This window comes from Helicobacter sp. WB40 (assembly GCF_027859275.1).
In the GTDB taxonomy this organism is placed as follows: Bacteria; Campylobacterota; Campylobacteria; order Campylobacterales; family Helicobacteraceae; genus Helicobacter_D; species Helicobacter_D ibis.
The window spans coordinates 114,579-130,524 of the sequence record NZ_JAQHXS010000003.1 but is presented as its reverse complement, the minus strand read 5'-3'; the positions used below and the strand labels follow the sequence as shown (position 1 = coordinate 130,524).

The following is a 15,946-nucleotide window of genomic DNA, read 5'->3' as shown; positions in this document are numbered from 1 at the left end:
TATAAATCCTAAATTAATAAAGTGGCTGATAATAACATTTTTTTATTAATTTTGATAAAATTTACCAAAAATTAGGACATATAATGGATAAAAAAATAGTTGAAGTAACGACAAGGATACTTTCAAAAAACGATATTGAAGCCTCAAAACTTAGAGAATTTTATAAATCAAACGACATATTTACAATAAACCTAATGAGCTCACCTGGAAGTGGCAAAACAACTCTACTTGAATGCATAGCAGAAAACAAAATGCTAAACTTTAGCGTTGTAGAGGGAGATTTGCAAACAAATAGAGATGCTGATAGATTAAAGATATTTGGCATTAATGCACATCAAATAACAACAGGCGATGCATGTCATTTAGAAGCAAAAATGGTGCAAGAATCCATAGAGCAACTACAAAAAATAGAAAAAATACAAGAGTTTTTATTTATAGAAAATGTAGGAAATTTAGTCTGTCCTGCTAGTTATGACTTGGGGGCAAACATGAATATAGTGCTTCTATCCACTCCAGAAGGTGATGATAAGATTTTAAAATATCCAACTATGTTTTTATGTGCTGATGCTGTGCTAATTTCCAAATATGACCTAAAAGACTATTTTAACTTCAAAATAGAACAAGTAAAAAGCGATTTAGCAAAAATAAAAAAGGATATACCTTTATTTTTTATCTCAAAAGATAACAAAGATTCAATTAGAGAGTTTTGTAAATTTTTACAAGAACAAAAAGGAGAAAACTATGTGTCTAGCCATACCTTCTAAAGTAATATCAATAAACAAAGAAACAAACACCGCAACACTTGATACACTAGGCGTAAGTAGGGAAGCAAGTTTAGACTTAATGCAAGAAGAAGTTAATGTTGGTGATTTCGTGCTATTACACATAGGGTATGTAATGGGCAAGATAGATGAAAAAGAAGCAAAGCTATCACTAGAAATGTATGAAGAGATAATAAAATCAATACAAGAAGAAGAACAAGAACTAGATATAAAAGGTAGGTAGCGGAATCCCCACTAACCTATCATTTTACTAGGATCTACATATTTATTAAAATCTTCTTCGCTTATTAGCCCCAATTCTTTTGCACTTTCTTTAAGTGAGATTCCTTTTTTATGTGCATTTTTTGCTACTTTAGCTGCATTTTCATATCCTATATGAGGATTCAATGCTGTAACAAGCATTAATGAGTTATGAAGATTATGGTCTATTTTTTCTAAGTTTGGCTCAATACCCACTGCACAATGGATATTAAAAGAATGCATTGAATCTGCCAATAAATCTAAGCTTTGCAAGAAATTATAAATAATAACTGGCTTAAATACATTTAGCTCAAAATTACCCTGACTAGCTGCAAATCCAATGGCAGCATCATTCCCCATAACTTGCACTGCTACCATAGTAATAGCTTCACATTGTGTAGGATTAACCTTACCTGGCATAATTGAACTTCCTGGCTCATTTTCTGGAATTCTTATCTCTCCTAATCCACATCTAGGACCACTTGATAACCACCTAATATCATTTGCTATTTTCATTAAATTTGCTGCTAATGCTTTCATAGCACCATGGGTTGTTGTGATAGCATCATGACTTGTTAGTGCGTGAAATTTATTTGGGCTTGATACAAAGTTTATACCCAAAAGTCTAGTTAGCTCCTCACTTACTTTCTCGCTTAACTGCGGGTGTGCATTGAGCCCAGTTCCAACTGCAGTTCCACCTATTGCTAACTCTCTTAAAGTTGGTAAAGTAGCTAAAATCTGTACTTTTGAATGCTCAAGCATAGATAAGTAACCACTAAATTCTTGCCCCAAAGTAAGTGGTGTAGCATCTTGCAAGTGAGTTCTACCAATTTTAATTATGTTTTTAAATTCTTCTACTTTCTTTTTGAATGTCGCAATTAGCTCATCAATGGCAGGTATAAGTTTCTTTTCTACCTGCTCAACAGATACTATACTCATAGCTGTTGGGAATGTATCATTTGAGCTTTGACTCATATTTACATGATCATTTGGATGAACTAACTTTTCTTTTCTAAAATCACCGCCCATAATCTCTGTAGCACGATTTGCAATTACTTCATTTAGATTCATATTACTTTGCGTCCCTGAACCTGTCTGCCATATTGCAAGAGGGAAATTATCATCAAATTTACCAGCGATTATTTCATCACAAGCCTTAACTATAGCTTCTTTTTTATCATCAGGTAATTTTCCAAGACTATTATTTACAACTGCTAATGATCTTTTTAGATTTGCAAAAGCATATATTAAAGCTTTAGGCATTTTTTCAACGCCTATTTTGAAGTTTTCAAAGCTTCTCTCTGTCTGTGCCCCCCAATATTTATCGTTTGGAACTTTAATCTCTCCCATAGTGTCATGTTCAATTCTATACTCCATACCCTACTCCTTAATAAAGTTTATAAGGCATATTTAAACCAAAAAAACTATAAAGTTTGCTTATAGTTTCAAGAATAACTCAAGTGGATATTTTTTGCCAAGAGTTTTTAGATCCATATAAGCTCTTAGATTTATAAACTCGTTTTGCGCATGTGTGTTTAATCTTTCTTTTGCCTCATCAATCATTTCTAACTCTAATAACACATACATATAAGATAACTCTGCATTTTCATCTTTTGACGATAAAGATTCAAATATACCAACCCAAACTGGTGGTTCATATCTTTCTTTTAATTTATGTGCCAATGATACATAGTTATCTTTACTATAACCTACACTCATACAGATCTTGGCAATCTCTTCATTAGATAGATCAATTTTACCTGCTTTGCACAGCTCCATTACAAAATCAGCTGTATTTTTATCAAACTTAACTTCATTTAAAAATCTCTTTGCGTCATTTGGCTCTGTCTCTAGAAGTTTTTTGAATGCCTCAAGCTTTATTTCATCTTTATATATTGATTTTTTTAAAACCTCAATTGCAAACTTGTTATCAATATGAATCTCATTTAATGTATTTTGTCTAATAAACGAAGAATCATTATTTGGATTAAATTTTTTTAGATTCACATACTCACCACGCTTCACATCACCAAGTAAAGCTATTAGCTCATCTAGTCTCTCATCACCACTCTTTAATGGAACACCATCTTTTATATCAAATGTTAAATTATGCAAAATTATAGATAGTGCTTTATAGCGGTTCATTTTTGGTTGCTTTAACGGAAATTCTTTGTTTAAAATTTGAGATTCAATTTGAGTTAATAATAATTTATAATCATTTTTATATGCTTGTCTCTTTTGCCATAGCCTAAAGCTACCACCTATCTCTAAAAAGACAACAACAATGAAAAACAAAAAAATAGGTATCACAAACCAAACTGCAATAGGAAGAGTTATGACACTATCCATAAACGGCACATTATAGCTATAACTATATCCACTTAGACTATATACATAAAGCCCAAGAATAATAATGAAAAATAACGAAGCACCAAAATAATATTTAAATTTCACTGCATATCCTTTTCTTTCTTTTCGATAATCTCTCTACACACTATACAATATTTTGCATGTGGTTTTGCTTTTAATCTCTGAAGCGATATTGGTTCATCGCACATTTCACAAATCCCATAATCACCATCATCTATCTTATCCAATGCTCTATCTATAAGTTCTAATTCTTTTTTGTGCTTTTCAAAAATAGAACTATCAAGCACATGTGCAATGCTCATTGCCACACAATCTGCTTCATCTCCTTTTTGTGTGTTTGCATACTCCATATCTAGCTTGTGTTGTTTATTGTTTTCCAATATCATTTGTCTATTGTTCATCAAAAGTTTCTTGAAGTTATCCAACTCCCTCTTACGCATTCCTCATCCTTTATTTATGATATGGGTGATTATTCAAAATACAAAATCCCCTATATATCTGCTCACTAAGTATTATTTTTGCTATTTTATGACTAAATGTTAAATCTGATAAAGATAAGTTTTCATCACATTTTTGTATAAAGTCATGGCTCAATCCATAAGCACCACCTATAAAAAATGAAATATCAGACTTGTCTTTTAGGTAATTTGCAAATTTAATTGAATCTACTTTTTTTCCATTTGGAGAGAGTGATATTTTATAGTCTTTTTCTCTGAAAACTTTTAAAAATTCCTTAGTGTAAATCTCCTGCGATTCGCTTTGATTCTGCCTTTGAGCTTCTTTTATGCCCTTTGACATTAAATTTACAAACCCTAACTTAACACCAAAATAATTAACCAACCCAATCTGTTCTTCGCACAAAGTATCACTTAAATCTTTTGTATTTTTAGCAATATAATAAACGCAAACTCTAACCACTAACTACACTTCAACTTTGAAATATTGCAATAACTTTGAAATAGTATTTTTCATATCCTTTCTTTGCACTATCATATCTATAAGACCATGTTCAAGCAAAAATTCAGCAGTTTGGAATCCATCCGGTAAATCAGCACCAATAGTTTGCTTGATAACTCTAGCACCTGCAAATCCTATCATAGCTCCCGGTTCTGCAATAATAACATCACCCAAAAACGCAAAAGAAGCACTAACTCCACCAAGAGTAGGATCCCCAAGAACAGATATAAAAGGCAATCTCTCCTCATGTAAAATATTTAACGCAGCTGATGTTTTTGCCATTTGCATTAAAGAATATGTAGATTCCTGCATTCTAGCTCCACCACTTGTGCTAAATATAACTAATCCCTGTCTTTTAGTAACAGCCCTATTTATGGCTCTAACAATTTTTTCCCCTTCTACTGACGCTAAAGAACCTCCCATAAAATTAAAGTTAAATATAACAATTTGTGCTCCAACACCATTTATGTTGCACTCACCACTAACCACAGAACTAGGTCTGCCTGATTTTTTGGCATATTCTTCTATTCTTTTTTTATAACTCTTTTTATCCACAAATCCTAGCGGATCTGTAGGAGCTAGATCCTTGTCATACTCTACAAAAGTCCCTTCATCACACAAAAGAGAGATTCTATCTTCTAAACTAATTTTCATATGGAAGTTACATTTTGGACATGTATAAATTTGAGCAATTATTTCTTTGTAATACATCAAAGCACTGCAACTAGGGCATTTAACCCAATGACTTGGTGCTTCTTGTGGTGTAGCTCTAGAATCTTTTTTGAAGTTTTTAAAAAAGTCGGCAAATCCCATTTTATTCCTTAAAACTGCAAATTTCAATAACTTGCAAATAGCATATATGATTTTATAGAATTACGAGTTAAATTACACTAAAACATAAAAGCAACATGGAAATTATAACTAGAGATTCAAGTTTTACTATTTTTAATGAAACATTCCAAGAATGCTACCACTCAACCAATGATGGAGCATATAATGAAACATTGTATAAGCATGTGATTCCAGCGTTTAATCACATAAAAAACAAACAACATATAAAAATTTTAGATATATGCTTTGGGCTTGGATACAATACCCTATGCTTTCTAAACCATGCACAAGAAAATCTATATCAAGGAACAATAGAAATACACTCGCCAGAGATAAACCTAATAGATAATTTATATACATACAAATATCCAAAAGCATTTGACCTAAATATCCTAAAGTCCCTATGCAAAACTCACTTCTATAAAGATAAAAAAACAAATGTATTTCTTCACATAGGAGATGCAAGAGATACCATAAGACGCTTTGTCCAAAATAATTTAAAATTTGACATAGTTTTTCAAGACGCATTTAGCCCAATAAAAAATAAAAAACTTTGGAGTTATGAATACTTTAAGGACCTATATAAAATCACCAAAAAAGATTCAATAATTACAACATATTCTCTAAATTCCTCCATGCTATATAGTGCCTTTTTAGCTGGTTTTAAAAGCTACAAGCTTAAACATGACACAATAAAAGATTCGGTAATTATGTTAAAAAATACACTTAATGTAGATAATACTAAAGAAATTGATATAAATAATAAAATAAGAGTAAATAAAAGCTTAATTGGAATATATGATTAGAATCCACAAGGGATTCTAAGAAAGATTAGAAGTTGTATCTAGCCTCTAGTCTTAATCTATTTCTATCTTCATCTGGGTTATTGTTGCCATTTACATCCTTTGTATCTACTTCGGTAGTTAGCATAGCATAATAACCAGAGAATGTTAGATTCTTGCTATGTTTCCATCTAAATGTAGGAGTAATCTCTCTAAACTTAATTGTGTTTTCTACATTTGAAGCATTAAGTACTGGTGTATCAATTTTGTTCTCGCCAAATACACCTTCTAAACCAATTTTGAATCTATCCTCTAAAAAACCAAAGTTTAAAGCACCATAGAAAATATCTACATCAGCTGTTTTATTGTATCCATATTGTTTCATACCTGAAGCCGGTAATGCACTAAAACTAAAGCCAGTTGCAGCATTTTGATACCATATTTTACCAACACTTACATAAGCACCTTCATCTTCTAAAGATACCGCAGTTCCATCTTGGAAGTTTGTTATATAACCTAATTTTGCATCAAACGGTAATGAATAGTCAGCTCTTAAATCAGCACCAACCTCAGCAATTAATACATCGTTATCAGATGCTATATTAGGCACATTGACACCAGCTTCATTTTGAACAAATCCATATAAACCACCAAATACACTCTTATCATCATCAGCTAGCTGAGAAAATGCATATTGAAGCTTTGCGTTAAATAGGCTACCTTTCCATGATAATTCGCTGAAAATTAAGCTATCAACAGTATCATCAATGTGGAATCCCCAAACTTGAGCTCCTATGTTACCAAATGCAGTATCATTATTATAAATAGCTGCTAGAGCATATAGCATTTTATCTACTGAAGTCTCATTTCCAGCAGCACCATTATGAACATCATTGATACTCCAAGAATCAAACACTGCAGCACCTAAAGTTAGATTGGGGATATCACTATTTAAAACCATGATACCAGTTCCCCTGTCATCATCTCTAGTATTTGTCACAGGAGTATTTAGCACTTGTTTACCAGCTATAATTGTAGTAGCAGTTGAATCAGGAGTGATAACAGCATAGAAGTTTCTAACACCAAACTCACTATCTTTACCAGCACCAAGTCCACTTCCTAAATATGGAATGGTAGTAGCATTACCATTGGTATCAGGAGCACCAGATATACCCTTACCATGATTTACATTTTGCGATTCGTTGTTGTATAAAATACCCAAATTAAAAGCAACATTATCCACAACAGGCGTTTTAAAATCAGCTACAGCCTTCCATCTATGTGTAGCATTGCCACCTTTAACACCTTCTACATTTTTTTGATTATCATATCTGTCATCATTATATCTATATCTTAGATAACCACTTACATCAACGCCCTTGATAGCCTCTTCTAAAGGTTGTGCAAAACTAGCAGTAGATAAAGCACCTAGTGCTAGGCTAGCAACTAAACTTAACTTTAAAAGTTTCATTTTAACTCCTTAATTTAATCTAAAAGATTATCCAAACATTATATTAACTTTCTACCTAAAAAGCAATAGAAGTTAAACAAATTTCTAATTATTTTGAACATCAACTAAACCTACAATATTTTCCCTGTTTTCAACCTCCATAATATCAACTTTATCCTCTTTTACAGCAACAAAAACTAAAGAAAATAATTTTTTCTTAGTATGCTCGGTATATACTTCATTTTCGTTGCTTGTTTCTCCACAAATTAGATAATGTTTATTACCCACTTGAATAAATTTTCTAAAATTCTTAAAATTTTTCAAATCTATATCTTCTAAACCATAAACCTCAAAGCTAAAATCACTATTCGTAGAAGCTATTATAGTCTTTGTATTATCAAATACTACACTAAATACTTCACTTTTGCTAGAGAATATTTGAGATTCTTTATGGAAGATACTGCATAACATATCTTGCAGCAATTCAGAATTAAATACATATGCAACACCACCTAGCAGTGCCTGCTTATCTTGTATCATGCAATAAATAATAATTGTATTTTTATTTCCATACAAACTTGTAGATTCAAAATTAGAAACCACAAAAGAACCAGAATGATGTCTTAGACTATCTAAGGCTACCTTTTCTCCGACATGGCTTGAATCATTATTGGAATTACCAATCACCTCACCATTCTTATCAAACAGCAACACATCATGATACAAACTATAACTATCCTTAAGTCTTGCTAATAGTGATTCTAGTTCATTAATAGTATTTGCCTGTATTTCATTCGTCTCATGCTTCTCTACTAGAGAGTTTCTAAATTCTATTGCATTTGTAATCCACATAGTAGACAACAAACTCTCTGCAAGCAATTCATTAACAGAGACAATAGAATACTTAGAATAATATCTAACTATATTAAATAGAGTTTCATAATTACTCTTTTGTATAGAAGTAGCAAGTTCCAAACAAAGTCCATTCATCTCTTCGCTTAGGATTCTTATATTATTCAAAATAGGATTAAGTGCGTAAGAATGTCTTTTTGATGCGATTATTTCACCGTTTATTACAACATCGCCAAGCTCTTCATTTATATTTTCGCTGTCAACTATGACTTCATCTAGCTCTTCTGTAATAAGTAGCGAAGTCTCCAAATCAAGCAAATAAGATTCTATTTCATTCTTTTCTTCTTTTTTTATATCAAATACAGACTGCAAAGGCACTATCCTGCACACACTCCAATGAGATACAAAGTCTATTTTGCTATCTATATTCTTGCTTGCTACCATATATACTTTAGATTTATACTCTGCAAAGGAGTAGTCTTTATTTACAATAAAATTAATAGAATGACCAACAGAAAATGACTTTGTAGAATCAGATAATAATATAGAATTTTTAGAATCTACCACTAAAAGCCTAGAATGTGCAAAGTGATAAGGAAACTGCTCTGATAATTCCTTAAATCTTGCTTCTAAATTCAAGACAAACACAATAACAACTAGTGGACTTTGTTCTCTTGCAATTCGTATTGGCGCCACAAAGTAAAATTCATTACTTCCATCTTGTTTGTAAAAATCTACCCTTTTGTAAAAGCACTCATAACTTTCTATTGAATCTGTATTAATAACATCAACACAACTAGTTTTTGGTGTTGCGTTGTATTTTAAGGATTGTATCAATCTACCATCGTTGCTATACAAAAGTATATCTTTATATCCACTAGCCGATGACATGAAGTTCTCCATGCATGATATTAGTTCTGTGGCAGTCTCAAACTCATTTGGCACTATGCGTGAAGAAATCTCAAAAACACGCCTACTACTAATAAATACAGATACATCTTCTAAAGATTTTTGAAAATAATCCCGTAGTACATCATTTGCAATTTGCATTGAAGTTTGTGCTTCTTCATATCTATTTAAAAAACTTTGATTCATTATAGTATTTATCAGCTTTTCTTGTAGATTCTCAAACTTCTCTTGTGTTTCTTCCATATAATCAAACAAATTTTCAGCAATATCTAAAGAACTTATTTTTCCAGTCAAAGTGGTCTTTCCAAGTAAGGTGTTCAAAGAAGAAAATTGTGATTGATATCTCTTTAAGATAGGCATATACCTGCTTAAAAGATTGATTGTTGATTGCTCCATAACTATCCTTAAAATACAAAGATAGCTCATTATATCATAAGACTTAAAATTATCCATAAAATGCAAAGCAATTAAAATTAAGAAAGAATGGTGCGGAAAAGAGGACTTGAACCTCCATGCCTTACGGCGCCAGATCCTAAGTCTGGTGCGTCTGCCAGTTTCGCCATTTCCGCTTTTAGTTACAGAAGTAAAATAAAGTCGTTATTTTACTTCATAATTCTTAATATAAAATTATTTTACGAATCAAAAACAAATTCTTTTAGATTTTTAAAATTTATTGTATTTTTTGGAAATTGCATACTTATGCAGTGTAAACTCCCATGTTGCCGTATCAAAATAGAGCAATCAATTGGTATTATCTTGTGATTTGGCAGAGCATTTTGCATTATACTTATGGCGTTTTCATCATTTTTATCATTATATATAGGCAACAAGAGAGCACCATTTATGAATAAAAAATTCGCATAAGTAGCGGGCAACCTATGATTGTTATAATATTTTGCAGAAGTAAAAGGAAGTTTTATTAAGTTAATCTTGTATGAGGAATCTTTTTTTATACACAACAATTCCTCTTCCATAGCTTTTAGAGATCCATAATGCTCGTCATCTTTATTGTCACATGAAATATATGCTATGGTATTTTTATTTATAAACCTAGCTAGAGTATCTATATGGCTATCAGTATCATCACCGGCTAAATATCCACTATTTAGCCAAATTATATCCTTTAAACCAAAATCTTTTTTTAGAATCTTTGCTAACTTCTTTTTGCTATAACTTGGATTTCTATTTTTCTCTAATAGACATTGTGTATTAGTAAGAACTATACCATCTCCATTGCTCTCTATACTTCCACCTTCTAAAATTATCTTTTTGGTTTTTATTTTGTGGTTAAAGATTCCAAATTTGCTTAATTTGCTTGTTATGTTATTGTCATAATTTGCTGGGAATTTTAACCCCCAACCATTAAATCCATAATCTAGAACTATATTTTTATCATCTTTGCAAATTGTAATCCCCCCAAAATCTCTAGTCCAAGTATCATTACTAGGAATCTCAATTAAATATAATCTATCTAACACATCAGTTTTTAACTTATGAATCTCAAAGTAATTATTAATATACTCCCTAGATTCATCTTTATTTTTTACAATTAAAATACAACTCTCACAACACAAAACCTCGTAAATAATCTTGCAATACACATCTCTTACCTCATCTAAATAGGCACTCCAATCAGAATCTTCATGAGGGAAGCTAAATAAAATACAATCTTGATATTCCCATTCAGCATAAAATCTTTTCATTAGTTACTCTTTTTTAAAAAATTGTCGATATTATTATAATAAATTTATTAACGGAGGAAGTTATGGCAATTACATCATTAAATAACAACAACACTTTTAATGCAAATACAAAAGACTTTAACACAGCAAATAGTTTCAATAGCAATAATACAGACAAAATAAAAGAGGTGGCCTCCAACTTAGACGCAAAGTCAATAATGAATGGCTATACTATGCAATTTGAAATCTCCATCACTCAAATTACTATAAATTTCGGAATCCAAAGTGGAATCGGAAACACAGCAAGTGGCAAACCAATGCCAACTTTAGATGATATTTTAAATGGTGTTGGACTAAGCGATATAGGTTATAATGGAAAACCTATTAATCAATTAACACAAAAAGAAGCACAAGAGCTAATAAGCGAAGATGGATTCTTTGGTGTGAAAAACACATCAAATAGGATTGCTGACTTTGTCCTAGCAGGTGCTGGAGATGATATAGAAAAGCTAAAACAAGGCAGAGAAGGCATACTAAAAGGCTATGAAATGGCAGAGAAGGCATGGGGAGGAGAGCTACCTGATATAAGCAAAGAGACGATACAAAAAGCATTAGAAAAAATAGACCAAAAAATCTCTTCACTAGGTGCTAATGTCCTAGAGCAAAATGCGTAATGATTCTAAGCATAGAGAGTAGTTGTGATGATAGCTCGATAGCTATCACACGCATAAAAGACAAAAAGCTAATATTCCACAAAAAAATATCCCAAGAATCTTCACATAAAGACTATGGCGGTGTAGTCCCTGAACTAGCAAGTAGATTACACGCAAAATTACTTCCACAGATTCTAAAAGAATGCAAAGAATTTTTAAATCAATTAAAGGCAATAGCAGTAACGACAGAACCCGGTCTTAGCGTAACTTTACTTGAAGGTGTGGTTATGGCTCAAAGCCTAGCTTATGCACTAAATTTGCCACTAATATCAGTAAATCACCTAAAAGGACATATATACTCTTTATTTTTAGAAAAAGATTCAATCTTTCCACTTGGAATCTTGCTTGTATCTGGCGGACATACCATGCTACTAGAATCAAAAGGACTAAATGAAACAAAAATAATTGCACAAAGCATTGATGATAGCTTTGGGGAAAGTTTTGACAAAGTTGCTAAAATGCTATCTTTAGGATATCCTGGAGGACCGATAGTTGAATTAAGAGCTAAAATGGGCAATGCAAATATCAGCCTCCCACAACCATTAAATAACAAAAATAATCTAGCATTTAGCTTCTCTGGGCTAAAAAATGCCGTAAGATTAGAAATAGAAAAAAATACAATCAATGATAATTTTATTAACGATATTTGTGCCTCATTTCAAAAAGTTGCAATTTCTCACATAGTGCAAAAGTGCAAAACCTTTTTTGAATTAAACAAACAATCAAATACATGGCAACACTTTGCTATCGTAGGTGGTGCTAGTGCGAATCTATCTTTAAGAGAACAAATTCAAAACCTAGCAGATTCATATAATAAGCAATTACTACTAGCACCTCTAAGCTTTTGTTCTGATAATGCTGCAATGATAGGTAGAGTGGCAGTTGAATCTTATCTTATAGGCGACTTTGTAGATATAAAAGACATAAAGATAACTCCAAAGATTCAAAGCTTTTAAAATTAATTTTTCTTTTAGCAAAATTATTTAAAAATTGAAACTTATCTATTTTTAAAAAAGGAAAAAATATGGTTACTTTTAAAGGAAATTCTGTAAATCTAAAAGGACAAAATATAGAAGTTGGAGCAAAAGCACCTAAAGTAGAGCTTGTATCTGGTGATTTAAGCTTAAAATCAGTAGGTGGTGCTAGTGGAAAATACCAAATAATAAATGTAGTGCCTTCGTTAGATACTGGGGTATGTGCTACACAAACAAGAAAATTCAATGAAAAAGCATCATCTCTAAGCAATGCTGAAATATTTGTAATCTCTCTTGACTTACCATTTGCACAAGGAAGATTCTGCTCTACTGAAGGGATTAGCAATGTAGTTGCACTAAGTGATTTTAGAAGCAAAGAATTTGGTGAGAAATATGGTGTAATTATTGATGGTTCTCCACTAGAAGGACTGCTAAGTAGAGCGGTATTTGTGGTAAATCCAAATGGAGAAATCGTGCATAAAGAAATAGTATCAGAAATCACAACAGAACCAAATTACGAAGCTGCTCTTGGTGCTATTAAATAATGTTTTTATACCTGCATGGATTTAGAAGTATAGGAATGTGCTATAAGGGGAGGATAATCTTCTCTAGCCTTCCTAATTCTATTTTGCCAGACTTGCCATATGTCCCAAAATTAGCCATAAACCTAGCAGAAAACATAATAAAAAACAACAATATAAAATGTATTATAGGTAGCTCATTAGGTGGATATTATGCTACATTTCTAGCAGAAAAATACAAAATAAAATCAGTCTTAATAAATCCTGTAATAAATGCCTACAAAACACTACTACCTGCTATTGGCACAATACCTATATCATATAACAAACAACACTTCTTTTGGAGCTTGGACTTGGTAGAGAGCTTAAAGGATTATAAAACAAATAACATAAACTATGAACTTTATTTACTACTCTTACAAAAGGGCGATAATATCCTAGACTACAAAGAAGCACAAGAGAGATTCAAAGATTCAAAAACAATAATTGAAGATGGTGGAAGCCATAGATTTGAAAACTTCCAATCAAAAATAGAAATTATTAGAAGCTTTGCAAACTCCTAAGATTCGACTTCTTTAAAAGTAATTATAAACTCACTTCCAATCCCAACTTCACTCTTTACATCTATTGTTGCATTGTGATATTTTAGTGCAGTATCAACTATCGATAGCCCAAGCCCACTACCTCCAAGCTTCTTACTCCTACCCTTATCAACACAGAAGAATCTCTCAAAGATTCTAGGTAGACTATCTTGTGGAATCCCTATTCCTGTATCTTTTATGGATAGTTTTATTGCGTCATTTTCTTTATGCAATGTAATTAGCACTTCTCCATTTGGTTTGTTATATCTTATTGCGTTATGACATATATTGAAAATACTATCTTCTATTAAATCTTCAACGCCAAAAATATGGCAATCACAAACATCAAGCTTAATTGTCACTAGGGCACCTTCTGCAATCAAGCTCAATCTCTCACTCACTCTCTCAACTATATTTTTTAAATTTATACGAATCTTCTTTAATCTATCTTCCTTCCCTTCATCAAAGAATGATATTTTAAGGATTTCATCAATCATGGACAAAAGTCGTCTAGATTCACAATAAATCCTATCTACAAAACTATCTAAATCCTCTTTTGCTACTAACTTATTTCTTATCATCTCACTACTTGCAAGAATCGAAGTAAGGGGAGTTTTTAGCTCATGTGTTACATTTGCACTAAATTCTCTTTGAAGTTTTTGGGCTATCTTTTTTTCTGTTATATTGCGTATTACAATCACCATTCCTTTAAACTTATTCTTTGAAATAATCGATGATAAGACTACTTCACATTCATAATGTGCAATTTTTAATTGCAAAATTTTATTTTCTTGTTGTTTGTTTTTTTTGAATTCCTCTAATGCTTCTAATGCTATTTTTAAAAATGTGCAATCAGATAACTGATATATACTAAGAGTAGATTCTATATCACTAAAATATAAAGATACACTTTTATTGACGCTTAGGATATTTCCATGTCTATTTAGCCATATAATGCCATCGCTCATATTTTCTATTAATAGCAATATTTCTTTTTGCTTTTGCTTTATTACTTTATTTTGAAATTTTATTTTTTTTACAAAACTATGCAATTCTTTATATGAGCTATCCTTGCTCAAACTATCAATATCGCATTCAATAATTGGCTTTAGAATTTTTCTTGTAAGGACTTTTGCAAGTAAGAGTGATAGAAACAAAAATGCAAAAAATTCAACAATAAAATATGGCATAAATCTTACTATGGAGCCAAAAAGATAATCATGAGTATTTGATAGACGGATAATTAAATTATCATGCATTAGTGCATAATATAGGGTTTTTTCTTGTAATGTATCTGAATACCTAATGCTCTTAGCAACCCCATTTTTAAACGCTTCTTGCACCTCATGCCTTAATATATGATTGTCTAATTTAGATATATCTGCAAAGTTATCATACAAAACCTCGCCATCATTGTTAATAATAGTCAATCTATGATGACTTATATATTTTAACTCGCCATTTATGTATTTATTAGCAGAATCTTTTACTTGTTTAGCACTGGATTCTAACTTTAAAAACAACTCTCTTTCCAAAAAAGCTTCAAAAGAAAAAATCAAAAAAATATTAACAATAAGCAACAATAAAAAACATGCACTAAAAATAGAATAAAAAATTTTCTGTTGCATTATAGAACTTTTGAGAACTTATAGCCAACACCACGAATCGTTTTTATATGCTCACCAAATGAACCAAGCTTTTGACGGAGTGTCTTTATATGTATATCAACCGTTCTACTCTCACTATTATAATTATCCCACAATAACTCTAATAACTCATCTCTGCTAAATGCCCTCTCCATATTTTGCAAAAATAATCCAAGAATCTCAAACTCTTTTAGTGTTAGTTCTATTTTTTGGTTATCTATCTTTACGCTATGATTTATACTAGAGTAGCTTAAATTTTTAAAGACTATATCATCTTTTGTTGGTTTATTTTTAGCACTTCTTCTAAGCATAGCCCTAATTCTAGCTAGTAGCTCCATTACTCCAAAAGGCTTTGTAATATAATCATCAGCCCCCAAATCAAGTCCCTTGACCTTATCAAACTCGCTATTTAAAGCACTAAGTAATAGCACTGGGATATCTTTTGTTTTCTCACTTTTTTTAATATCCTCTAAAATCTTAAACCCACTTTGTTCTGGTAACATAATATCTAGTATTAACACATTTGGTATTTCGCTTTTTAGAGATTCTTTTAATGCTTTTGGTTCGCCAAATCCTTTGGCTTCTATGTTTTGAGATTTTAGTGCATATAATATAAGCTCTAAAATTGACTTATCATCTTCTAATATATAAATCAC

The 15,946-nt window shown here is 31.4% G+C and carries 17 protein-coding genes and 1 tRNA gene; 7 read left to right on the top strand and 11 right to left on the bottom strand.

The annotated features are described in order from the left end of the window. The first annotated feature begins 83 nt into the window (after positions 1 to 83). Both hypB and PF022_RS03160 read left to right on the top strand, forming a co-directional pair. On the top strand, positions 84 to 764 hold the full coding sequence (hypB, locus tag PF022_RS03165) for a hydrogenase nickel incorporation protein HypB (protein WP_271020485.1): 681 nt from the start codon (positions 84 to 86) through the stop codon (positions 762 to 764). Further along, positions 742 to 1,005, top strand: a complete 264-nt coding sequence (locus PF022_RS03160; RefSeq protein WP_271020484.1) for a HypC/HybG/HupF family hydrogenase formation chaperone — start codon at positions 742 to 744, stop codon at positions 1,003 to 1,005. Before hypB ends, PF022_RS03160 begins: the two co-directional genes overlap by 23 nt. A gap of 11 nt (positions 1,006 to 1,016) precedes the next feature. Here PF022_RS03160 and fumC read toward each other — a convergent pair whose 3' ends face one another. Genes fumC through accD form a run of 5 tightly spaced genes read right to left on the bottom strand, consistent with a single transcriptional unit; the run spans position 1,017 to position 5,162 of the window. Continuing rightward, positions 1,017 to 2,399, bottom strand: a complete 1,383-nt coding sequence (gene fumC / locus PF022_RS03155; RefSeq protein WP_271020483.1) for a class II fumarate hydratase — start codon at positions 2,397 to 2,399, stop codon at positions 1,017 to 1,019. A gap of 60 nt (positions 2,400 to 2,459) precedes the next feature. Continuing rightward, positions 2,460 to 3,476 carry a hypothetical protein gene (locus PF022_RS03150; RefSeq protein WP_271022759.1) on the bottom strand — a complete coding sequence of 339 codons (1,017 nt, stop codon included), beginning with the start codon at positions 3,474 to 3,476 and terminating at the stop codon, positions 2,460 to 2,462. Further along, entirely contained in the window at positions 3,473 to 3,832 is a 360-nt protein-coding gene (gene dksA, locus PF022_RS03145; RefSeq protein ID WP_271020481.1) for an RNA polymerase-binding protein DksA, read from the bottom strand. Before dksA ends, PF022_RS03150 begins: the two co-directional genes overlap by 4 nt. Positions 3,833 to 3,842: 10 nt before the next feature. Further along, a complete protein-coding gene (locus PF022_RS03140; RefSeq protein ID WP_271022757.1) occupies positions 3,843 to 4,310 on the bottom strand; it encodes a 23S rRNA (pseudouridine(1915)-N(3))-methyltransferase RlmH in 468 nt (155 codons plus the stop codon). A gap of 3 nt (positions 4,311 to 4,313) precedes the next feature. Continuing rightward, positions 4,314 to 5,162 carry an acetyl-CoA carboxylase, carboxyltransferase subunit beta gene (accD, locus tag PF022_RS03135; protein ID WP_271020479.1) on the bottom strand — a complete coding sequence of 283 codons (849 nt, stop codon included), beginning with the start codon at positions 5,160 to 5,162 and terminating at the stop codon, positions 4,314 to 4,316. A 95-nt stretch (positions 5,163 to 5,257) separates the two neighbouring features. Here accD and PF022_RS03130 point away from each other — a divergent pair, with 95 nt between their 5' ends. Next, positions 5,258 to 5,986 (top strand): tRNA (5-methylaminomethyl-2-thiouridine)(34)-methyltransferase MnmD, encoded by a 729-nt coding sequence (locus tag PF022_RS03130; protein WP_271022755.1) that lies wholly within the window; start codon positions 5,258 to 5,260, stop codon positions 5,984 to 5,986. 25 nt (positions 5,987 to 6,011) lie between these two features. On the opposite strand, the gene PF022_RS03125 is transcribed toward PF022_RS03130, so the two are convergent. The 4 genes from PF022_RS03125 to PF022_RS03110 all read right to left on the bottom strand — a co-directional run bounded on the left by PF022_RS03125 (position 6,012) and on the right by PF022_RS03110 (position 10,876). Continuing rightward, on the bottom strand, positions 6,012 to 7,433 hold the full coding sequence (locus PF022_RS03125; protein ID WP_271022754.1) for a major outer membrane protein: 1,422 nt from the start codon (positions 7,431 to 7,433) through the stop codon (positions 6,012 to 6,014). An 84-nt stretch (positions 7,434 to 7,517) separates the two neighbouring features. Then, positions 7,518 to 9,569, bottom strand: coding sequence for a hypothetical protein (locus PF022_RS03120; RefSeq protein ID WP_271020476.1), 2,052 nt, complete (start codon positions 9,567 to 9,569; stop codon positions 7,518 to 7,520). Between the two features lie 88 nt (positions 9,570 to 9,657). Further along, positions 9,658 to 9,742, bottom strand: a tRNA-Leu gene (locus PF022_RS03115). Between the two features lie 63 nt (positions 9,743 to 9,805). After that, positions 9,806 to 10,876: an agmatine deiminase family protein gene (locus PF022_RS03110; RefSeq protein WP_271020475.1), complete on the bottom strand. Its 1,071-nt coding sequence runs from the start codon at positions 10,874 to 10,876 to the stop codon at positions 9,806 to 9,808. Positions 10,877 to 10,938: 62 nt separating this feature from the next. Between PF022_RS03110 and PF022_RS03105 the strand changes: the two genes are divergently transcribed. The 4 genes from PF022_RS03105 to PF022_RS03090 all read left to right on the top strand — a co-directional run bounded on the left by PF022_RS03105 (position 10,939) and on the right by PF022_RS03090 (position 13,626). Next, positions 10,939 to 11,529: a hydrogenase-4 component G gene (locus tag PF022_RS03105; protein WP_271020474.1), complete on the top strand. Its 591-nt coding sequence runs from the start codon at positions 10,939 to 10,941 to the stop codon at positions 11,527 to 11,529. Next, the gene (tsaD, locus tag PF022_RS03100; RefSeq protein ID WP_271020473.1) at positions 11,529 to 12,524 is read left to right on the top strand and encodes a tRNA (adenosine(37)-N6)-threonylcarbamoyltransferase complex transferase subunit TsaD; all 996 of its coding nucleotides are present in this window, start codon (positions 11,529 to 11,531) and stop codon (positions 12,522 to 12,524) included. The genes PF022_RS03105 and tsaD overlap by 1 nt, the downstream gene beginning before the upstream one ends. A gap of 68 nt (positions 12,525 to 12,592) precedes the next feature. Continuing rightward, positions 12,593 to 13,087, top strand: coding sequence for a thiol peroxidase (gene tpx / locus PF022_RS03095; protein WP_271022752.1), 495 nt, complete (start codon positions 12,593 to 12,595; stop codon positions 13,085 to 13,087). Then, the gene (locus tag PF022_RS03090; protein ID WP_271020471.1) at positions 13,087 to 13,626 is read left to right on the top strand and encodes a YqiA/YcfP family alpha/beta fold hydrolase; all 540 of its coding nucleotides are present in this window, start codon (positions 13,087 to 13,089) and stop codon (positions 13,624 to 13,626) included. The genes tpx and PF022_RS03090 overlap by 1 nt, the downstream gene beginning before the upstream one ends. Here the strand turns inward: PF022_RS03090 and PF022_RS03085 are convergent. Together PF022_RS03085 and PF022_RS03080 are read right to left on the bottom strand one after the other, a co-directional pair. Further along, positions 13,623 to 15,272 carry an ATP-binding protein gene (locus PF022_RS03085; RefSeq protein WP_271020470.1) on the bottom strand — a complete coding sequence of 550 codons (1,650 nt, stop codon included), beginning with the start codon at positions 15,270 to 15,272 and terminating at the stop codon, positions 13,623 to 13,625. The two genes, PF022_RS03090 and PF022_RS03085, sit on opposite strands and share 4 nt — an antisense overlap. After that, positions 15,272 to 15,946 (bottom strand): response regulator transcription factor, encoded by a 675-nt coding sequence (locus tag PF022_RS03080; protein ID WP_271020469.1) that lies wholly within the window; start codon positions 15,944 to 15,946, stop codon positions 15,272 to 15,274. The genes PF022_RS03085 and PF022_RS03080 overlap by 1 nt, the downstream gene beginning before the upstream one ends.

Coding starts and splice junctions, on each gene's coding strand:
- PF022_RS03125 (WP_271022754.1), bottom strand. CDS start 7,433: ATGAAACTTTTAAAGTTAAGTTTAGTTGCTAGCCTAGCACTAGGTGCT.
- PF022_RS03085 (WP_271020470.1), bottom strand. CDS start 15,272: ATGCAACAGAAAATTTTTTATTCTATTTTTAGTGCATGTTTTTTATTG.
- PF022_RS03160 (WP_271020484.1), top strand. CDS start 742: ATGTGTCTAGCCATACCTTCTAAAGTAATATCAATAAACAAAGAAACA.
- dksA (WP_271020481.1), bottom strand. CDS start 3,832: ATGCGTAAGAGGGAGTTGGATAACTTCAAGAAACTTTTGATGAACAAT.
- tpx (WP_271022752.1), top strand. CDS start 12,593: ATGGTTACTTTTAAAGGAAATTCTGTAAATCTAAAAGGACAAAATATA.
- PF022_RS03130 (WP_271022755.1), top strand. CDS start 5,258: ATGGAAATTATAACTAGAGATTCAAGTTTTACTATTTTTAATGAAACA.
- PF022_RS03120 (WP_271020476.1), bottom strand. CDS start 9,569: ATGGAGCAATCAACAATCAATCTTTTAAGCAGGTATATGCCTATCTTA.
- PF022_RS03105 (WP_271020474.1), top strand. CDS start 10,939: ATGGCAATTACATCATTAAATAACAACAACACTTTTAATGCAAATACA.
- fumC (WP_271020483.1), bottom strand. CDS start 2,399: ATGGAGTATAGAATTGAACATGACACTATGGGAGAGATTAAAGTTCCA.
- hypB (WP_271020485.1), top strand. CDS start 84: ATGGATAAAAAAATAGTTGAAGTAACGACAAGGATACTTTCAAAAAAC.
- accD (WP_271020479.1), bottom strand. CDS start 5,162: ATGGGATTTGCCGACTTTTTTAAAAACTTCAAAAAAGATTCTAGAGCT.
- PF022_RS03110 (WP_271020475.1), bottom strand. CDS start 10,876: ATGAAAAGATTTTATGCTGAATGGGAATATCAAGATTGTATTTTATTT.
- tsaD (WP_271020473.1), top strand. CDS start 11,529: ATGATTCTAAGCATAGAGAGTAGTTGTGATGATAGCTCGATAGCTATC.
- PF022_RS03090 (WP_271020471.1), top strand. CDS start 13,087: ATGTTTTTATACCTGCATGGATTTAGAAGTATAGGAATGTGCTATAAG.